General features: G+C 55.3%; 23 protein-coding genes. All 23 read left to right on the forward strand.

Features of this window, described 5'->3' with window-relative positions:
* The first annotated feature begins 131 nt into the window (after nucleotides 1–131).
* The 23 genes from ACR1UW_RS07360 to flgC all read left to right on the forward strand — a co-directional run bounded on the left by ACR1UW_RS07360 (nucleotide 132) and on the right by flgC (nucleotide 19,037).
* Nucleotides 132–464 (forward strand): putative DNA-binding protein, encoded by a 333-nt coding sequence (locus ACR1UW_RS07360; protein WP_033011156.1) that lies wholly within the window; start codon nucleotides 132–134, stop codon nucleotides 462–464.
* Nucleotides 465–481: 17 nt separating this feature from the next.
* On the forward strand, nucleotides 482–1,822 hold the full coding sequence (ffh, locus tag ACR1UW_RS07365) for a signal recognition particle protein (protein ID WP_033011155.1): 1,341 nt from the start codon (nucleotides 482–484) through the stop codon (nucleotides 1,820–1,822).
* A 94-nt stretch (nucleotides 1,823–1,916) separates the two neighbouring features.
* Nucleotides 1,917–2,189: a 30S ribosomal protein S16 gene (gene rpsP / locus ACR1UW_RS07370; RefSeq protein ID WP_033011154.1), complete on the forward strand. Its 273-nt coding sequence runs from the start codon at nucleotides 1,917–1,919 to the stop codon at nucleotides 2,187–2,189.
* Between the two features lie 11 nt (nucleotides 2,190–2,200).
* Nucleotides 2,201–2,437, forward strand: a complete 237-nt coding sequence (locus ACR1UW_RS07375; protein WP_014195433.1) for a KH domain-containing protein — start codon at nucleotides 2,201–2,203, stop codon at nucleotides 2,435–2,437.
* A 46-nt stretch (nucleotides 2,438–2,483) separates the two neighbouring features.
* Nucleotides 2,484–2,870 carry a YlqD family protein gene (locus ACR1UW_RS07380; protein ID WP_055358405.1) on the forward strand — a complete coding sequence of 129 codons (387 nt, stop codon included), beginning with the start codon at nucleotides 2,484–2,486 and terminating at the stop codon, nucleotides 2,868–2,870.
* Between the two features lie 14 nt (nucleotides 2,871–2,884).
* Nucleotides 2,885–3,403, forward strand: coding sequence for a ribosome maturation factor RimM (rimM, locus tag ACR1UW_RS07385; protein WP_033011151.1), 519 nt, complete (start codon nucleotides 2,885–2,887; stop codon nucleotides 3,401–3,403).
* The gene (gene trmD / locus ACR1UW_RS07390; RefSeq protein WP_162839645.1) at nucleotides 3,403–4,164 is read left to right on the forward strand and encodes a tRNA (guanosine(37)-N1)-methyltransferase TrmD; all 762 of its coding nucleotides are present in this window, start codon (nucleotides 3,403–3,405) and stop codon (nucleotides 4,162–4,164) included. The genes rimM and trmD overlap by 1 nt, the downstream gene beginning before the upstream one ends.
* A gap of 135 nt (nucleotides 4,165–4,299) precedes the next feature.
* Nucleotides 4,300–4,650, forward strand: a complete 351-nt coding sequence (gene rplS / locus ACR1UW_RS07395; RefSeq protein ID WP_498935119.1) for a 50S ribosomal protein L19 — start codon at nucleotides 4,300–4,302, stop codon at nucleotides 4,648–4,650.
* Between the two features lie 101 nt (nucleotides 4,651–4,751).
* The gene (gene lepB / locus ACR1UW_RS07400) at nucleotides 4,752–5,303 is read left to right on the forward strand and encodes a signal peptidase I (protein ID WP_160269151.1); all 552 of its coding nucleotides are present in this window, start codon (nucleotides 4,752–4,754) and stop codon (nucleotides 5,301–5,303) included.
* Between the two features lie 12 nt (nucleotides 5,304–5,315).
* Nucleotides 5,316–6,182, forward strand: coding sequence for a ribosome biogenesis GTPase YlqF (ylqF, locus tag ACR1UW_RS07405; protein WP_033011146.1), 867 nt, complete (start codon nucleotides 5,316–5,318; stop codon nucleotides 6,180–6,182).
* A 76-nt stretch (nucleotides 6,183–6,258) separates the two neighbouring features.
* Entirely contained in the window at nucleotides 6,259–7,038 is a 780-nt protein-coding gene (gene rnhB / locus ACR1UW_RS07410; RefSeq protein WP_050368498.1) for a ribonuclease HII, read from the forward strand.
* Between the two features lie 48 nt (nucleotides 7,039–7,086).
* Nucleotides 7,087–8,640: a flagellar hook-length control protein FliK gene (locus ACR1UW_RS07415; protein WP_498935122.1), complete on the forward strand. Its 1,554-nt coding sequence runs from the start codon at nucleotides 7,087–7,089 to the stop codon at nucleotides 8,638–8,640.
* Nucleotides 8,637–8,942 (forward strand): EscU/YscU/HrcU family type III secretion system export apparatus switch protein, encoded by a 306-nt coding sequence (locus ACR1UW_RS07420; protein WP_498935124.1) that lies wholly within the window; start codon nucleotides 8,637–8,639, stop codon nucleotides 8,940–8,942. Before ACR1UW_RS07415 ends, ACR1UW_RS07420 begins: the two co-directional genes overlap by 4 nt.
* Before the next feature lie 99 nt (nucleotides 8,943–9,041).
* Entirely contained in the window at nucleotides 9,042–10,202 is a 1,161-nt protein-coding gene (gene sucC / locus ACR1UW_RS07425) for an ADP-forming succinate--CoA ligase subunit beta (RefSeq protein ID WP_498935126.1), read from the forward strand.
* 17 nt (nucleotides 10,203–10,219) lie between these two features.
* Nucleotides 10,220–11,122, forward strand: coding sequence for a succinate--CoA ligase subunit alpha (gene sucD, locus ACR1UW_RS07430; protein ID WP_015374401.1), 903 nt, complete (start codon nucleotides 10,220–10,222; stop codon nucleotides 11,120–11,122).
* Nucleotides 11,123–11,185: 63 nt separating this feature from the next.
* Nucleotides 11,186–12,067, forward strand: a complete 882-nt coding sequence (gene dprA / locus ACR1UW_RS07435; protein ID WP_498935128.1) for a DNA-processing protein DprA — start codon at nucleotides 11,186–11,188, stop codon at nucleotides 12,065–12,067.
* A 78-nt stretch (nucleotides 12,068–12,145) separates the two neighbouring features.
* Nucleotides 12,146–14,221 carry a type I DNA topoisomerase gene (gene topA, locus ACR1UW_RS07440; protein ID WP_498935130.1) on the forward strand — a complete coding sequence of 692 codons (2,076 nt, stop codon included), beginning with the start codon at nucleotides 12,146–12,148 and terminating at the stop codon, nucleotides 14,219–14,221.
* 93 nt (nucleotides 14,222–14,314) lie between these two features.
* A complete protein-coding gene (gene xerC, locus ACR1UW_RS07445; RefSeq protein WP_498935132.1) occupies nucleotides 14,315–15,217 on the forward strand; it encodes a tyrosine recombinase XerC in 903 nt (300 codons plus the stop codon).
* A 25-nt stretch (nucleotides 15,218–15,242) separates the two neighbouring features.
* Nucleotides 15,243–15,785 carry an ATP-dependent protease subunit HslV gene (gene hslV / locus ACR1UW_RS07450; protein WP_498935134.1) on the forward strand — a complete coding sequence of 181 codons (543 nt, stop codon included), beginning with the start codon at nucleotides 15,243–15,245 and terminating at the stop codon, nucleotides 15,783–15,785.
* A gap of 18 nt (nucleotides 15,786–15,803) precedes the next feature.
* A complete protein-coding gene (gene hslU / locus ACR1UW_RS07455) occupies nucleotides 15,804–17,198 on the forward strand; it encodes an ATP-dependent protease ATPase subunit HslU (RefSeq protein ID WP_498935136.1) in 1,395 nt (464 codons plus the stop codon).
* 16 nt (nucleotides 17,199–17,214) lie between these two features.
* Nucleotides 17,215–17,994 carry a GTP-sensing pleiotropic transcriptional regulator CodY gene (codY, locus tag ACR1UW_RS07460; RefSeq protein ID WP_033008156.1) on the forward strand — a complete coding sequence of 260 codons (780 nt, stop codon included), beginning with the start codon at nucleotides 17,215–17,217 and terminating at the stop codon, nucleotides 17,992–17,994.
* Nucleotides 17,995–18,191: 197 nt separating this feature from the next.
* Complete coding sequence (flgB, locus tag ACR1UW_RS07465) at nucleotides 18,192–18,581, forward strand: flagellar basal body rod protein FlgB (RefSeq protein WP_033008154.1); 390 nt, start codon at nucleotides 18,192–18,194, stop codon at nucleotides 18,579–18,581.
* A gap of 3 nt (nucleotides 18,582–18,584) precedes the next feature.
* Nucleotides 18,585–19,037, forward strand: a complete 453-nt coding sequence (flgC, locus tag ACR1UW_RS07470) for a flagellar basal body rod protein FlgC (protein ID WP_498935138.1) — start codon at nucleotides 18,585–18,587, stop codon at nucleotides 19,035–19,037.
* Nucleotides 19,038–19,058 lie beyond the last annotated feature (21 nt).

Consider the following 19,058-nt stretch of genomic DNA (forward strand, 5'->3'; position numbering starts at 1 on the left):
GCGGCCAACCGCGCCCCAGCCTTGCTTTTATGCGGGGAGAAAAATCGGTCTCATCTTGACAAGAGCCGGAAAACAAAGTACACTCACTTTTGTAAAGGGAATTTACTTAACAACGGGGGAGGGAGCGTTCGGTGCTGGAAAAAACGATGCGCATGAACTATTTGTATGATTTTTATCACGCGCTGCTGACGCCGAAACAGCGCAATTACATGGCGCTGTACTACTTGGACGACTACTCCCTCGGGGAAATTGCCGAACAGTATGAAGTAAGCCGCCAGGCGGTGTACGATAACATCCGGCGCACGGAAGCGATGCTCGAACAGTATGAAGAGAAGCTCGGGCTGCTGCAAAAATATGAACAGCGGCGGCAGGCCATCGAGCGGCTGAAAGACTACATCAGCCGGCATTACGGCGCTGACGCCGAATTGGCGGCGCTTGTCCGCGAGCTGGATGAACTTGATTAAAAAAGGGGGTGGCCGCCATGGCGTTTGAAGGATTGTCCGAACGTTTGCAGCAGGTGATGAACCGCATCCGCGGCAAAGGGAAAGTCACCGAAGCGGATGTCAAAGAGATGATGCGCGAAGTGCGCCTCGCCTTGCTCGAGGCTGACGTCAACTTTAAAGTCGTCAAAGATTTCATCAAACGGGTGAGCGAACGGGCTGTCGGGCAGGAAGTGATGAAAAGCTTGACGCCGGGCCAGCAGGTGATTAAAGTGGTCAAAGAGGAGCTGACGGCGTTAATGGGCGGCGAACAGAGCAAAATCGCGGTCGCCAAAAAGCCGCCGACGGTCGTCATGATGGTTGGCCTGCAAGGGGCTGGGAAGACGACAACGACCGGGAAGCTCGCCAACTTGCTGCGCAAGCGCCATAACCGGAAGCCGCTGCTGGTCGCTGCTGACGTCTACCGCCCGGCGGCGATCAAGCAGCTGGAGACGCTCGGCAAACAGCTGAACGTTCCTGTCTTTTCGCTCGGCGAGGACGCCAATCCAGTCGAGATCGCGAAACAGGCGCTCGAGCGGGCGAAAGAAGAGCATTACGACTATGTGCTGATCGACACGGCCGGCCGCCTTCACATTGATGAGGCGCTCATGGATGAACTGAAGCAAATGAAAGAGGCGGTCAAGCCGGACGAAATTTTCCTCGTTGTCGACGCCATGACCGGTCAAGACGCCGTCAATGTCGCGCAAAGCTTCCATGAACAGCTCGGCATCACCGGCGTTATTTTGACGAAGCTCGATGGCGACACGCGCGGCGGGGCGGCGCTGTCGATTCGCGCCGTGACGGGAGCGCCGATCAAGTTCGCCGGGATGGGCGAAAAACTGGATGCGCTCGAGCCGTTTCATCCGGAGCGGATGGCGTCCCGCATTTTAGGGATGGGCGATGTCTTGACGCTCATTGAAAAAGCGCAGGCCGCCGTTGATGAGGAGAAGGCGAAAGAGCTCGAACAAAAAATGCGCACGGCCACCTTCACGCTTGACGACTTTTTGGAGCAGCTCGGCCAAGTGCGCAAGCTCGGGCCGCTTGACGAACTGATTAAAATGCTGCCGGGAGCCAATAAAATCAAAGGGCTTTCCAACATTCAAGTCGATGAAAAGCAAATCGCCCGCGTCGAAGCGATCATCCGCTCGATGACGAAAGAGGAGAAAATGCATCCGGAAATCATCAACGCTAGCCGCAAAAGGCGGATCGCCAAAGGGAGCGGCACGACCGTGCAAGACGTCAACCGGCTGCTCAAGCAATTTGATGACATGAAAAAAATGATGAAAATGATGACGAATATGCCCAAAGGGAAGAAAAAAGGATTTCGCTTCCCATTTATGTAAATGATGTTCTGTTAAGCGAAAAACCTTTACAAACGGGAAAAGAATTGTTAATATACTATCTTGTGTGAACACTATACGGAGGTGCGTACAAACTATGGCAGTAAAAATTCGTTTAAAACGCATGGGCGCAAAGAAAAAACCGTTTTACCGCATTGTTGTGGCGGATTCCCGCTCGCCGCGCGACGGCCGCTTCATTGAAACGATCGGCACATACAATCCGGTTGCGGAGCCAGCCGAAATCAAAATCGATGAAGAGCTGGCGCTCAAATGGCTGCAAAACGGTGCCAAACCGTCCGACACGGTGCGCAGCTTGCTGTCGAAACAAGGCATTTTAGAGAAGTTCCATAACTTGAAATACGGCAAATAAGCGGGATGCACATGAAACCGCTCATTGAAACGATCGTCAAGGCGCTTGTCGATCATCCGGAGGCGGTGGCGGTCGAAACCCGTGAGGAAGAGACGGCCGTCATCTATGAACTGTCGGTGCACGATGACGATATCGGCAAAGTGATCGGCAAACAAGGACGGACGATCCATGCGATCCGCACGGTCGTCTATGCCGCCGCCGCTGGATCGCCCAAGCGGGTGATTGTGCACGTGAAAGAAAAAGGGTGAGGATGTTCCTCTCCCTTTTTTGATATCGCCGTAAAGGGGGATGGGGATGAAGCTCATTCAAACGGTCGAAGTGCGGCAAGTTGTCACCGAGCGGAGCAAACAAGAGCTTGCGGCGGCATTTGCGGCGCGCAAGCAGCAGTTGGAGCGCGAGTGCGGCCAGCTTCGCTTCGAGCAAAAGCGGATGGAGAAAAGCGGGAAATACCCGGCTAGTCTTGTAAAGCAATATTTTGCCAAAGAAATCGACGACCGGATGGAGAAAATCAAGCTGCTTGAGTTTCAGCTTGAACAGTTACATATGCTATCGTTAGGAAGTGAATTGAAAGAGCGGGAAGTCGAGGCGCTCATTGAGGTGAACGTCGGCGACCGCTGGGAAGAGGTGACGAAAACGCGCGCCATTATCGTTGAAGACGGCGTCGTGAAAGAGATTCGCTAAGGAGGGAGCAAAGAATGGAACGATGGTTTAACGTCGGCAAAATCGTCAATACGCACGGCATTCGCGGCGAAGTGCGCGTCATTTCCCGCACCGATTTTCCGGAAGAGCGATACAAAAAAGGAAACAAGCTGTACATTTTCCGCGAACGCGACAGCGAGCCGATCGAAGTGACGGTGAAAAGCCATCGCGTCCATAAATCGTTCGACTTGCTGTCGTTTGAAGGCTATGACAGCATCAACGATGTCGAACCGTTTAAAGGAGCGATGCTGAAAGTGCCGGAAAGCCAGCTCGGTGAACTCGCGGAAGGCGAGTATTATTTCCATGAAATCATCGGCTGTACCGTCGTAACGGAAGAAGGAGAAACGATCGGCACGGTCAGGGAAATTTTAACGCCGGGGGCGAACGACGTCTGGGTCGTCCGGCGCGGCGACGGCACCGATGCGCTCATTCCGTACATCGACGAAGTCGTTCTTCGCGTCGATCCGGCGCAAAAAACGATCATCATCCGACCGATGGAAGGGCTGCTTGAATGATGCGGATCGATATTTTGACGCTGTTTCCCGACATGTTTTCCGGCGTATTGAATGAGTCGATTTTAAAGAAGGCGCAAGAAAAAGGGGCGGTGGACATCCGGCTTGTTGACTTCCGCGAATTTGCCGACAACAAGCATAAGACGGTTGATGATTACCCGTACGGTGGCGGCGCCGGCATGGTGCTGAAGCCGCAGCCGATTTTCGACGCGGTGGAACATGTGACAGCCGGCTCGCCTGGCGCGCGCATTATTTTGCTTTGCCCGCAAGGCGAGCGCTACACGCAAAAAAAGGCAGAAGAGCTCGCCCAAGAAGAGCATTTGGTGCTTATTTGCGGCCATTACGAAGGATATGATGAGCGCATCCGCCAATATTTGGCGACCGATGAAATTTCGATCGGCGATTACATTTTAACAGGCGGGGAGCTCGGCGCCATGGTCATCGTCGACAGCGTCGTCCGCCTGCTGCCCGGCGTGCTCGGCAACGAAGCGTCGCCGGTTGACGACTCGTTCAGTTCCGGCCTGCTGGAGTATCCGCAATACACAAGGCCAGCCGACTTTCGCGGCATGAAAGTGCCGGACATTTTGCTTTCCGGGAACCACCAGCTCATTGCCGAATGGCGCGAGAAGGAGTCGCTCCGGCGCACGTTTTTGCGCCGCCCGGATTTGCTCGCCGGCTATCCGCTCACCGAGAAACAAAAGCAATGGCTGAAAGAGTGGGAACATGAACGCGAAACGGAAAACAGCGGCTCTCAATGCGAATAACTATTGCTTGCGCCCGGCGTTTATGCTATCATATCTTTTGTGTGACTGAAGCAGTCCGCTTAAGGACGGAAAACGATGTTCCGCTGCAATGATCAAACGCATTGGCATGAACATCTGTGGAAGGAGTGGAAAATGATGCATCATTTAATCCAAGAGATCACGAAAGAACAATTGCGGACCGACTTGCCGGATTTCCGCCCGGGCGACACGGTGCGCGTCCACGTGAAAGTTGTGGAAGGCAACCGCGAACGCATCCAAGTGTTTGAAGGTGTCGTCATCAAACGGCGCGGAGCGGGCATCAGCGAAACGTTCACGGTTCGCAAAGTGTCCTACGGCGTCGGCGTTGAGCGCACGTTCCCGGTGCATACGCCGAAAATCGCGAAATTGGAAGTCATCCGCCGCGGGAAAGTCCGCCGCGCGAAATTGTACTACTTGCGCAACCTTCGCGGCAAAGCGGCGCGCATTAAAGAAAAAACGGCCCAATAACGGGCAACGGTGGATCACAGCGGAAAAGGAGCTTGCTTTCAAGCTCCTTTTTTCACTATCGATCAGCCGAACGGATAAATGATCATGTAGGTGGGAGAACGATGGAAGAGAAAAAAAGCGAATGGCGCGAATGGCTGAAAGCCATTGTTGTTGCGGTGCTGTTGGCCGGGGGCATCCGCTACTTTATTTTTGCCCCGATTATCGTCGACGGCTATTCGATGATGCCGACGTTACATAATCACGAGCGGATGATTGTCAATAAGTTGGCCTACAAAATCGGCATGCCGCATCGTTTCGATATTATTGTGTTTCATGCCGAGGAAGGGAGAGACTATATTAAACGGGTGATCGGCTTGCCGGGCGACCGGATCGAGTACAAAAATGATACCTTGTACGTAAACGGCAAACCGTATAAAGAGCCGTATTTGGACGAATATAAAAAGCAGGTTGCCGACGGGCCGCTGACCGAGCCGTTTACACTTGAGGAATTGACCGGGCGGAGCACGGTGCCGGAAGGGCATTTGTTCGTCATGGGCGACAATCGCCGCTTCAGCAAAGACAGCCGCCATATCGGCTTCATTCCGATGTCAAAAGTCGTTGGCAAGGCGAATCTTGTGTATTGGCCGCTTTCTGACGCCCGGATTGTGAAATAAACGAGGCAGGTGATGCCAATGACAGTGATTCAATGGTTTCCCGGCCATATGGCAAAAGCGAAGCGGGAAGTGCAAGAAAAATTAAAGTTGATCGACGTAGCGTTTGAGCTGCTTGACGCCCGTTTGCCGATGTCATCGCGCAACCCGATGATCGATGACATTCTCGGACAAAAGCCGCGCCTCATTTTGCTCAATAAGGCGGATATGGCCGATGAGGCCGTAACCGAGCAATGGATCCGCTATTTCCGCGGCCAAGGCCGAACAGCCATCGCCATCGATGCGCAAAGCGGGACGGGGGTCAGGCAAATCGCTTTCATTGCCAAAGAAATGGTAAAAGAGAAATTTGAGAAAATGCGGGCGAAGGGCATTAAAAATCCACGCCCCGTGCGGGCGCTCATTGTCGGCATCCCGAATGTCGGCAAATCGACGCTCATCAACCGGCTCGCCGGCCGCCATATCGCCAAAACCGGCGATAAGCCGGGGGTGACGAAAGCCCAGCAATGGATCAAAGTCGGCAAAGAAATGGAGCTGCTTGATACGCCAGGGATTTTATGGCCAAAGTTCGAGGATGAAGACGTCGGCTTCAAGCTCGCGGTCACCGGAGCGATCAAAGATGAAATTTTGAACTTGCAAGACGTCGCTGCCTATGCGCTCCGCTTTTTGTCAGTCCATTATCCGGAACGGCTGTCGGAGCGCTACCGCCTTGACAGCATCCCCGATGACATCGTCGCCTTATTTGACGCCATCGGCCGGCGGCGCGGCTGCCTGACAGCGGGCGGCGGCATTGACTATGACAAGGTCGCTGACATTGTCTTATACGACATTCGCACCGAAAAATTAGGACGGTTGAGTTTTGAAACGCCCGCTTCCTGGACGTAATGGCGTCCGGCGGGCGTTTTTTGCTTCACAGCCGGCTGAACATGGCCGATAGTATAAGTAGAAAAGGGAGAGAAACATGAAGGAGTACACGGTAAAAGAAATCGAAGCGCTGCTTCCGGAGCTTGGCGGCGAGGATGACCCGCGCTGGGAGATGCTGCGGCGCGATGAACGGAAAAGCGTGCAGGCGCTGCTTGCCCGTTTTGTGAAACAAAAAGAGCGGGAAAAAGCGATGCGGCGGCGTTGGGAGGAGTTGATGCGCTATGAGCGTGAACTGTACGCCGCCGGCATCGAACGAATCGCCGGCATTGACGAGGCCGGGCGCGGGCCGCTTGCTGGCCCGGTCGTCGCGGCGGCGGTCATTTTGCCGCCTGACGCCTACTTGCCAGGGCTTGACGATTCGAAACGGCTGACAGCAGCCAAGCGCGAGGCGTTGTTTGCGCAAATTGAGGCGTGTGCGGTTGCGGTCGGCATCGGCATTGTCAGTGCGGCGGAAATTGATGAGCGGAATATTTACGAGGCGACGAAACAGGCGATGGCAAAGGCGGTCAGCGCGCTGTCGCCGCCGCCTGACTACTTGCTCGTTGATGCGATGGCGGTGCCGTGCGCGCTGCCGCAGCGGCGTCTGATGAAAGGCGATGCCAACAGCGCTTCGATCGCCGCGGCTTCCATTATGGCCAAAGTGACGCGCGACCGGCTGATGAAAGAGCTCGACCGCCGCTATCCGCAGTACGGGTTTGCCCGCCATATGGGCTACGGGACGCCGGAGCATCTCGAGGCGATCCGCCGTTACGGCATAACGCCGGAGCACCGCCGCTCGTTCGCGCCGGTAAAGGAAGCGGCGGGCGTTGAAAATTAGCCGGCCGCACGGTTGGGCTGCAGGCCGGGACGAAAGGGGGAAAGCAAAATGGTGGAGCGGATGGAACGAACTGTTCCCGTGGCCGCCGTCCGCGATGCGGCGTCAAGCGGACAGTTTCGGCCGGGGCAGGCGGTTGTCGGCCGAATCGAGCGGGTGGAAGAGGCGGAGGCGGGGGAGCGGACAGCGCTTGTCCGCACCGACGGCCGCATCGTGCGCGCCCGCCTCGAGGCGCCGCTTGCCGCCGGGCGCACGTATTTGTTTGAAATCAAGGAAAGCGGCGGCAACGTTTACTGGAAAGCGGTCGCGCTTTCCGAACCGGAGCTTGCGGTTCCCCGTGAAGACGTCGTCCGCCGATGGCAGCAGGCATGGAAGCTGCCCGAGGCCGCACTCCCGGTGCTCCGCCAAGCGCTGAAGGCAGGCGCGGCCGTAACGAAAGAAGAAGCCGCGGAACTGGCCGCAGCGGTGCGGAAAACCGGCCGGCCGGCCGACGCGGAGGAGGTGCTCGCTTATTTGTTCCACCGCCGCCTCCCGCCGTCTCCCGCCGTATTTCGCGCACTGTGGGCGGCGCGGACCGGAGAGCCGCTCGCAGTGCAGCTTGAAAGGCTAAAAGCGGTGTTCACTGAACGTTCTTCAGGCCCGATGGCGCCGGTGTTCAAGCAGGCGGCCGACCGTCTTCTTTCGCCGCCGCTGTTCGCCTATGAGGCAGCGGTGCGCCTGTTGTTGACAGCGGAAGAAGGAGCGGAGGGGCCGGCTCATGCGCTTCTTTTCCGCCTCGGGCTTGTTCCGCTGCCGGCAGGACGGATGGCCGCCATTCAGAACGCCATGCAGCAGCGGCAGTTTGCTGAAGTCGGGAAGCTGCTCGGCCTGACGGACGAGGAAGCGTTTTTCGCGCGCTTTGCCGCTGTCGATGCCGCCTGCAAAAGCGGTGCGCTGTCAGAGGCGGAAGCGAAGCTGTGGACGTCTGTCCGCACGGCCGGCGACCCGGCGCTGTCGCTGTTTCATTGGTTGAGGCGGATCGCTGGCCGCCTCGGGCTTGAGGATGAGGCGATGCTCGCCGAAGCGTTGAAAACAAGAGGCGCGCCGCCGATGGCTCCTTCGTTGAGACGGCTGCTTCTTCATCTGCTCGGCGGAGCGGGAAGCAAAGAGGCGGAAGCCGCGGCGGAAGCGTTTCTCGACCGCCTTGACGGAATGGCCGTCATCGCCGGAAGCGATGGGCCTGTCGGGCACATTTGGATTTCTTTTCCTTTGCCGCTGGGCGGGCGCAACCACGATTTTTCGGTTTATTGGCAAGGGCGGCGGAAGGATGGAGGGGCGCTTGATCCCGATTATAGCCGCATCGTTTGCAGCGTCACGCTCGAACAACTGGGCGGGATTTTGATCGATATGCGTGTGCAGCGGCGGATCGTCCACATTTCCATTTTTCACGATGATCCGAGGCTGCCGGAGCTCGCTCATCGCTTTGCCCCGCTGGTGAAAGAACGTCTTCAGGCGCACGGTTATCTGCTGTCGGGCATTGATGTGAAAGCGGCCGAAGCCAGTCCCCCGGCCCCTTCCGTGCTGCCGTTCGCCGGCCGCAGCAGCGAGGTGGATTGGCGCGTATGAGCGAGGAGCGGAAAAAAGCGGTCGCCCTGTCCTATGACGCGGCGGTTTATGAAGCGCCTGTCGTGAAAGCGAAGGGAGCGGGAACGGCGGCGGAAGCGATCATCGCTGCCGCCCGGCAGCATGGTGTGCCGATTCGAAAGGATCCGTCGCTCGTTGAACTTCTCAGCAAAGTGGAAATCGATGACGCGATTCCGGAAGAGCTGTATGCGGTTGTCGCGGAGTTGTTTGCGTTCCTTTATCAGCTCGATCAGGCGGCGAAACAGGAAACGGAGGGGAGAAGGGACGATTTTCCTATCCCCTAATTTCTCAATTTTGCGGCGAAACGGTGGACAAGCGGGAAATGTTAGGTATAAAATGAAAGCGCTAAGACTTTTTCAGTTTCATACATAGGAGGTTGGCGCATGAACATTCATGAATACCAAGCAAAAGAAATTTTGCGAAGCTATGGCGTAAGCGTGCCGAACGGCCGCGTCGCGTTCACGGTTGATGAAGCGGTGGAAGCCGCCAAAGCGCTCGGCACACCGGTATGCGTCGTCAAGGCGCAAATTCATGCCGGCGGGCGCGGCAAAGCGGGCGGGGTGAAAGTGGCGAAAAGCCTCGAGGAAGTCCGTACATACGCCGGCGAACTGCTCGGCAAAGTGCTCGTTACCCACCAAACCGGCCCGGAAGGAAAAGAAGTGAAACGGCTGTTGATTGAAGAAGGGTGCGACATTCAAAAAGAATACTATATCGGCCTTGTCGTCGACCGCGCCACCTCGCGCGTCGTCTTAATGGGTTCGGAAGAAGGCGGCACGGAAATCGAAGAAGTGGCGGCGAAAACGCCGGAGAAAATTTTCAAAGAGTACATTGACCCGGCCGTCGGGCTGCAGGCGTTCCAAGCGCGCCGTTTGGCTTTCAACATCAACATTCCGAAGCATCTCGTCAACCAAGCGGTCAAATTTATGATGGGCTTGTACCAAGTGTTTGTCGACAAAGACTGCTCGATCGCCGAAATCAATCCGCTTGTCGTCACCGGCGATGGCAAGGTGATGGCGCTTGACGCGAAGCTGAACTTTGACTCGAACGCGTTGTACCGCCACCCGGATGTGCTCGAATACCGCGACTTGGACGAAGAAGATCCGAAAGAGGTTGAAGCATCGAAATACGACTTGAACTACATCGCCCTTGACGGCAACATCGGCTGCATGGTCAACGGCGCCGGCCTGGCGATGGCGACGATGGACATCATCAAATATTACGGCGGCGAGCCGGCCAACTTCTTGGATGTCGGCGGCGGCGCCAGCGAGGAAAAAGTGACGGAGGCGTTCAAAATCATTTTGTCGGATCCGAACGTAAAAGGCATTTTCGTCAACATTTTCGGCGGCATTATGAAATGCGATGTCATCGCGAGCGGCATCGTCGCAGCGACGAAGCAAGTCGGCCTCACGCTTCCGCTTGTCGTCCGTCTTGAGGGCACGAACGTCGAGCTCGGGAAAAAGATTTTAGAAGAATCGGGCTTGAACATTACGGCGGCGGAATCGATGGCGGACGGCGCGCAAAAAATCGTCGAGCTAGTACGTTAAGAAAGCGAGGGAGACACGTGAGCGTTTTTGTCAATAAAGATACGAAAGTGATCGTACAAGGGATTACCGGTTCGCAAGGGCTGTTTCATACAAAACAGATGATTGAATACGGCACGAACATTGTCGGCGGCGTTACGCCGGGCAAAGGCGGCACGGAAGTCGAAGGCGTGCCGGTGTTTGACACCGTTTCCGAAGCGGTCGAAAAAACAGGCGCGAACGCCTCGGTCATTTACGTTCCGCCGGCGTTTGCTGCAGACGCCATTATGGAAGCGGTCGACGCCGGGCTTGATCTTGTCGTCTGCATCACCGAAGGCATTCCGGTGCTCGATATGGTGAAAGTGAAGCGGTACATGGAAGGGAAAAAGACTCGCCTCATCGGCCCGAATTGCCCGGGCGTCATTACGCCGGAAGAGTGCAAAATCGGCATTATGCCGGGCTATATCCATAAAAAAGGGCACGTCGGCATCGTCTCGCGCTCCGGCACGCTGACGTATGAAGCGGTTCACCAATTGACGCAAGCCGGCATCGGCCAATCGACGGCGGTCGGCATTGGCGGCGACCCGGTCAACGGCACGAACTTCATCGATGTGCTGAAGGCGTTTAACGAAGACGAGGAGACGTACGCGGTCATTATGATCGGCGAAATCGGCGGCACGGCGGAAGAAGAAGCGGCCGAATGGGTGAAAGCGAACATGACGAAGCCGGTCGTCGGCTTTATCGGCGGGCAAACGGCGCCTCCGGGCAAACGGATGGGCCATGCCGGCGCCATCATTTCCGGCGGCAAAGGCACGGCGGCGGAAAAAATCAAGAAAATGACCGAATGCGGCATCAAAGTAGCGGAAACGCCGGCCGTCATCGGCGAAACGCTCATTTCGGTCTTGAAAGAGCGCGGTTTATACGAAAAATGCAAAACGCATTAACATGGGGCCCCGCACGTTGCCGTGCGGGGCGCTGTTTGCCATTGACGCAGAAAGGAGAATGGTATGTACGATACAGTTCGCGACCGGCTCATTCATCTTCACCATTGCCGCGGAGCCGGCTGGAAGACGATCCGCTCTCTGCTTGACGCGGACCCGACGCTTGCCGCTCCATTTTTCATGCCCCCTCAATCCCTTCGCCCGCTCGTTCCGCTTACTTCTCAACAATTCGCCGCTTTTTTCCGCGACCTGCATTCCATTGATCTTCACCGGCTCATCAAAACGTATGAAGCGCGCCGCATTCACGTCATAACCGTGTTCGATGATCACTATCCGCCGCTGTTAAAGCATATTTACGCTCCGCCATGGGTGCTGTATGCAAAAGGGAACGCCGGCTTGCTTCAACAAACAAAGTTGATCAGCATCGTCGGCACGCGACGCCCGACCAAAGACGGGCTCGAAGCGCTCGACAAGCTTGTTCCGCCTCTTTCGGCCGCCGGATGGACGATCGTCAGCGGGCTGGCTGCCGGCATCGACATTCATGCCCATCGGCTTGCCGTCAAGTACGGCGGAACGACGATCGCCGTCATCGCCGGCGGGCTGGATCATGTTTACCCGAAAGCGCACTCGCCCTTCGCCCGCTATTTGATGGATGAACAGCTTGTCATCGCTGAACATCCGCCGGCAACGAAGCCGCAGGCATGGCACTTTCCGGCGCGCAACCGCATCATCAGCGGGCTGTCGCTCGGCACGCTCGTCGTGCAAGCGAAACGGAAAAGCGGTTCGCTCATCACCGCCGCGTACGCGCTCGAGCAAGGGCGGGAAGTGTTCGCCGTCCCCGGTCCGATCGGGGCGGCCGAGGCAGCCGGGCCGAATACGCTCATTCAGCACGGGGCAAAACTAGTGCAGGAAGCGGAAGACATCATCTCCGAATTCCCGTACGTATAATGATCATGTTTGACAAATGCGGCAATAATCATTAATAATAATGAAGATTTCAATTTACTTCCTAGGGGTGGAAGATGGATGTCAGACTACTTGGTTATCGTCGAATCGCCAACGAAAGCGAAGACGATCGAGCGGTACTTAGGAAAAAAATATACGGTCAAAGCTTCGATGGGACACGTTCGCGATTTGCCAAAAAGCCAGATGGGCGTTGATATAGACCGCGGCTACGCATTGAAATATATTACGATTCGCGGCAAAGGCCAGGTGATTAAGGAGCTGAAAACGGCGGCCAAAAAGGCGAAAAAAGTGTTTCTTGCCGCCGACCCGGATCGGGAAGGGGAAGCGATCGCCTGGCATTTGGCCCACATGCTCGATTTAGACATTCACTCAGACTGCCGCGTCGTTTTTCATGAAATTACAAAGGATGCCATTCAACAGTCGTTCCAGCAGCCGCGCTCCATCAACATGAATCTTGTCGACGCCCAACAGGCGCGGCGCGTGCTCGACCGCCTCGTCGGCTACAACATCAGCCCGCTCTTATGGAAAAAAGTCAAAAAAGGGTTGAGCGCCGGCCGCGTCCAATCGGTTGCGCTCCGTCTGATCATCGACCGGGAAAAAGAAATCCGCCAGTTTCAGCCGGAAGAATATTGGACGATTCAAGCGACGTTTCAAAAAGGGGATGAGGCGTTTGCGGCTTCGTTTTACGGGATGGACGGCGAAAAGCGTGAATTAAAAACGGAAGCGGACGTCAAAGCGGTGCTCGCCCGCTTGAACGGGCCTGCGTTTACCGTGAAAACGGTGACAAAGCGGGAGCGAAAACGCAGCCCGGTGCCGCCGTTTACAACATCGTCGCTGCAGCAGGAGGCGGCGCGCAAGCTGAATTTCCGCACGAAAAAGACGATGATGATCGCCCAGCAGCTGTACGAAGGGATCGACCTCGGCAGCGAAGGAACGGTCGGGCTCATTACGTACATGCGCACCGATTCGACGCGCATCGCCGAAACGGCGCAGCAAGAGGCGGCAGCGTACATTGAGGCCAAATTCGGCGCGGCGTACGTCAGTCAGGAGAAGCGGAAAGAAAAGAACAGCGCGAACGCCCAAGACGCCCACGAGGCGATTCGCCCGACCTCGGCGTTTCGCGATCCGGAGAGCGTGAAGCCATATTTGACGCGCGACCAGTTTCGGTTGTATAAACTCATTTGGGAACGGTTTATCGCCAGCCAGATGGCGGCGGCGGTGCTTGACACGATGAGCGTCGAGCTGGAAAACAACGGCGTCGTGTTCCGCGCGAGCGGCTCGACGGTGAAGTTTCCGGGGTTTATGAAAGTCTATATTGAAGGGACGGACGATCAAGCGGAAGAGCAAGACCGGCTTCTTCCGGACTTGACGGAAGGGGAGACGGTCAAGAGCGAGGCGGTCGATCCGAAGCAGCACTTCACCCAGCCGCCGCCGCGCTATACGGAAGCGCGCCTCGTCAAAACGTTGGAGGAGCTCGGCATCGGCCGCCCATCGACCTACGCCCCGACGCTCGATACGATCCAAAAACGCAACTACGTCGTGTTGGAAAACAAACGGTTCGTCCCGACGGAGCTCGGGGAAATCGTCGTCGAGCTGATGCTTGAGTTTTTCCCGGAAATCATCGATGTCGAGTTTACGGCGAAAATGGAAAAAGAGCTGGATGAAATTGAAGAGGGAAAAGTGGAATGGATCAAAGTCGTCGATGAGTTTTACCGCGAGTTCGAGAAAAGGCTGAAAGTGGCGGAAAAAGAAATGCGCGAAGTGGAGATTAAAGACGAGCCGGCCGGGATCGACTGCGACATATGCGGCAGCCCGATGGTGTACAAAATGGGCCGCTTCGGCAAGTTTATCGCCTGCTCCAATTTTCCCGAATGCCGCCATACGAAGCCGATCGTCAAAGAAATCGGCGTCAAATGCCCGAAGTGCCGCGAAGGAGAGATTGTCGAGCGCAACACGAAGAAAAAGCGGATCTTTTACGGTTGCAGCCGCTTTCCGGAGTGCGATTTTGTCTCCTGGGATAAGCCGCTTGCCCGCCCATGCCCGAAATGCGGCGGCCTGCTTGTCGAGAAAAAGTTAAAAAAAGGCGTGCAAGTGCAATGCACGGCCTGCGATTATGAAGAACAGCCGGAAACATAACGGAGTGTTGAACACAATTCAGAATTTTAGAAAAAAATAGTTGCGCTGCAACCAATCATATGGTACGATGTAGAGGCATTGCGGGGTGAGGCGATGAAAAATGCGACATTTGCGTTACAATTGTTCATGGAATATTTACAAATCGAGAAAAATTATTCACAATATACTATTGCGTGCTACCGGCGCGATATTGAGCAGTTTTTCCAGTTCATGAACGAAGAAGGGATCCATGAGCTTGACCAAGTCGCCTACAGCGACGTCCGCTTATATTTGACGAAACTGTATGGCCAGCATTTGGCCAGCCGTTCGGTCGCCCGTAAAATTTCCAGTTTGCGCAGCTTTTACAAATTTTTGCTGCGCGAAGGGCGGGCGGCCGAAAATCCGTTTGCGCTTGCGACACTGCCGAAGAAAGAGCAAAAAATTCCTAATTTTTTATACCCGAAAGAATTAGAAGCGTTGTTTCTTGTCAATGATGAAAATACGGCCCTCGGCCAGCGCAATGCGGCGCTGCTTGAGTTGTTGTACGCGACTGGTGCTCGGGTTAGTGAATGTTGTCACATACAGCTGTCTGATGTCGATTTTGTTGCGGAAACTGTGCTCATTCACGGCAAAGGAAACAAGCAGCGCTACGTTCCGTTTGGCCGTCCGGCCCGCGAAGCGCTTGAACGGTATATTCATGGGGGCCGACGCGAGCTGACCAGAAAGCTGCGGGCGGACCACCGCTATTTATTTGTCAACGCCCGAGGCAATCCGCTCACGCCTCGGGGAGTGCGCCATATTTTGGATCGGATTGTCGAAGCTGCTGCGCTGACGCAAAACATCAGCCCGCATATGCTTCGGCATACGTTTGCGACTCATTTGCTCAACGAAGGGGCGGATCTTCGCTCTGTGCAGGAGCTGCTCGGCCATGCGCATCTCTCATCGACGCAAGTGTACACCCACGTGACGAAAGACCGGCTGCGGCATATTTATTTGCAGGCGCATCCGCGGGCATAGCCCGCATGTAAGGAGGGGGAAAGCGATGGAACGCTTTCATGCGACGACGATTTTTGCCATCCGCCATAACGGCGCAGCGGCGATGGCTGGCGACGGCCAAGTGACGTTCGGCAACGCTGTCGTGATGAAGCATACGGCGAAAAAAGTGCGGCGCCTGTTTCAAGGCAAAGTGCTCGCCGGCTTTGCCGGCTCGGTGGCTGACGCGTTTACGCTGTTTGAGATGTTTGAGGGCAAGCTGGAACAGTTCAACGGCAACTTGCCGCGCGCGGCCGTCGAGCTGGCGAAAGAGTGGCGGAGCGATAAAGTGCTGCGCCGCCTTGAGGCGATGTTGATTGTCATGGATAAGGAACATTTGCTGCTGATTTCCGGCACAGGGGAAGTGATTGAACCGGATGACGGCATGCTCGCCATCGGCTCGGGCGGTCAGTATGCGTTGGCTGCTGGGCGTGCGTTGAAGAAGTACGCCGGCGGCTCGATGACCGCCAAGGAGATTGCGAAGGCGGCGCTGGAGATCGCCGCTGACATTTGCGTTTATACGAACAGCCATATTATTGTCGAAGAGCTGTAAAAAAAGGAGGGGCCGATGATGGCGGAATCGTTGACTCCACGGCAAATTGTTGAGAAGCTCGACCAGTTTATCGTCGGACAAAAAGAGGCGAAAAAGGCGGTGGCGATCGCGCTTCGCAACCGGTACCGCCGCAGTTTGCTCGATGAAAAACTGCGCGATGAAGTAATGCCGAAAAACATTTTAATGATCGGCCCGACCGGGGTCGGGAAGACGGAGATCGCCCGCCGTCTCGCGAAGCTCGTCGGCGCGCCGTTTATCAAGGTTGAGGCGACGAAATTTACGGAAGTCGGCTATGTCGGCCGCGATGTTGAATCGATGGTGCGCGATTTGGTGGAAACGTCAGTTCGGATCGTGAAAGAACGAAAAATGAACGAGGTGAAAGACCGAGCTGAACAACAGGCGAACAAGCGGCTCGTTGAACTGCTCGTTCCGGGCAAACAAAAGCAAACGATCAAAAACCCGCTCGAGCTGTTGTTTGGCGGCCAAGGGAATCCGTCGGACAACAGCTACGGCCATGAGGACGAACAAGTCGAGCAAAAGCGGCGTCAAGTCGCCTGGCAGCTGGCAAACGGCCAGCTCGAAAACGAGATGGTCACGATTGAAATTGAGGAGCAGACGCCAATGCTCTTTGACTTTTTGCAAGGGACGGGCATTGAGCAGATGGGCGTGAATATGCAAGACGCGCTCAGCAGCCTGATGCCGCGGCGACGCAAAAAGCGGCGCCTGAAAGTGAGTGAAGCGCGCAAGGTGCTCATCAATGAAGAAGCGCAAAAACTGATCGACATGGATGAAGTGACGCAAGAGGCGGTTCGCCTCGCTGAACAGTCGGGCATCATCTTTATCGATGAAATTGATAAAATTGCCCGCAGCGGGGCGGTGTCCGGCTCGGCCGACGTCTCGCGCGAAGGGGTGCAGCGCGACATCTTGCCGATCGTCGAAGGATCGACGGTCATGACGAAATACGGACCGGTCAAAACGGACCATATTTTGTTCATCGCCGCCGGCGCGTTTCATATGGCGAAGCCGTCCGACTTGATCCCTGAGCTGCAAGGCCGGTTTCCGATCCGCGTCGAGTTGGCGAAACTTTCGGTTGACGATTTCGTAAGTATATTGGTCGAGCCGAATAATGCGCTCATTAAACAATATCAGGCACTTTTGGCAACAGAAGGTATAAGTCTTGAATTTTCTGACGATGCTATTCGTAAGATTGCCGAAGTGGCCTTCGAAGTCAACCAGACGACCGACAACATCGGCGCGCGCCGGCTGCATACGATTTTGGAAAAACTGCTTGAGGATTTGCTGTTTGAAGCGCCCGATATCGGGCTCGACAAAGTCGTCATCACGCCGCAATACGTTGAGCAAAAACTCGGCAGCATCGTCAAAAACAAAGATTTGAGCGAATTTATTTTATGAGGAGGAGATGGACTCGATGAACTTGCTAGAGAAAACACGAAAAATCAACGCCATGCTGCAGAAGGCAGCCGGGCGGCCGGTCAATTTCAAAGAGATGGCGGAAACGCTTTGCGATGTCATTGAAGCGAACGTGTTCGTCGTCAGCCGCCGCGGCAAACTGCTTGGCTTCGCCATTAAACAGTCGATTGAAAACGAACGGATGAAACGGATGCTTGAGGAGCGCCAGTTTCCGGAAGAATACACGAAAAACTTGTTCAACATTACGGAAACGTCCCCTAATATCGATATTAATAGCGAATATACGGCGTTTCCAGTGGAAAATCGTGACTTGTTTAAAACCGGTTTGACGACGATCGTTCCGATCAACGGCGGAGGCGAACGGCTCGGCACGCTTATTTTGTCGCGCCTTGACCGCGAGTTTGACAACGATGACCTGATTTTGGCCGAGTATGGCGCAACGGTCGTCGGCATGGAAATTTTGCGTGAAAAAGCGGAAGAAATCGAAGAGGAAGCGCGCAGCAAGGCGGTCGTGCAAATGGCGATCAGCTCGCTTTCTTACAGCGAACTTGAGGCGATTGAACATATTTTTGAAGAGCTTGACGGAACGGAAGGGCTGCTTGTCGCCAGCAAAATCGCCGACCGCGTCGGCATCACCCGTTCGGTGATCGTCAACGCCCTGCGCAAGCTTGAAAGCGCCGGCGTCATCGAATCGCGCTCGCTCGGCATGAAAGGAACGTACATTAAAGTATTGAATGACAAGTTTTTAAGCGAACTGGAAAAATTGAAATCAAGCTGAACGGCATAGCTGCCTAAGCCCGCTGGGTATTTTGTCCCGGCGGGTTTTTTGTTGTTGACAAACATCTTTGGCATCGTTTTTCTGTCATGGCATCTTCGAAAAATAGTACCAAGTTCCGTCTATACATTAGGTTTTCTTTCCCGTAAAATGAAAATTAGCAGAAATTGTCGAAAAATAGGAGAAAAGAGGGGATTCCATTGGCGCTCTTTTCAGCGACGATCGGTTGGCTTGAACAAGGACTTCGCTACGCTGCGCTTCGCCAACAGGCGATCGCCGACAACATCGCCAACGCCGATACGCCGGGCTATAAGGCGAAAGATGTGCGCTTTCAGGCGGAGCTTGACCGGGCGCTTGCCCTTGAGGCCAAACGGACGGATCCGCGCCATTTTCCGTTTCGAAACGAACAGAATGGAAAAATTGTCGTGACGACCAATGCCAGCATCAGTTACAATCATAATGGAAACAGTGTCGATATCGACCAAGAAATGTCGAAATTGGCGGAAAACCAAATTTATTATAACGCTCTGATTGAGCGGTTAAACGGCAAATTCAATACGCTAAAGACGGTGATCAAAGGAGGAAAATAGGCTGTGTCCGTGTTTCAAAGCCTAAACATTTCGGCGTCGGCGCTCACCGCCCAGCGGCTGCGCATGGACGTGATTTCTTCCAACATCGCCAACGCTGATACGACGCGGGCCCGCTTCGTCAACGGGCAGTGGGAGCCGTACCGACGCAAAATGGTCATCATCGAACCGCGCAGCGGGGCGTTTTCGGGCTATTTGCAGGCCGCCCTCGGACGCGCTGAAGCTGTCGGCAACGGCGTTCGGGTGCGCGAAATTGCTGACGATCCGGCTCCGTTTAAACTCGTCTATGACCCGGACCATCCGGATGCGGGCGCAGATGGCTACGTCCGCTTGCCGAACGTCGAACCGCTCAAAGAAATGGTCGATTTGATCGGTGCGACGCGCTCGTATGAGGCGAATGTCACCGCGCTGAACGCTTCGAAAGGGATGCTCATGAAGGCGCTTGAAATCGGGAAATAAGCCGAAGAGGAGGAATGACAA

It is taken from the genome of Geobacillus lituanicus, assembly GCF_050994965.1.
Taxonomy (GTDB): Bacteria; Bacillota; Bacilli; order Bacillales; family Anoxybacillaceae; genus Geobacillus; species Geobacillus stearothermophilus.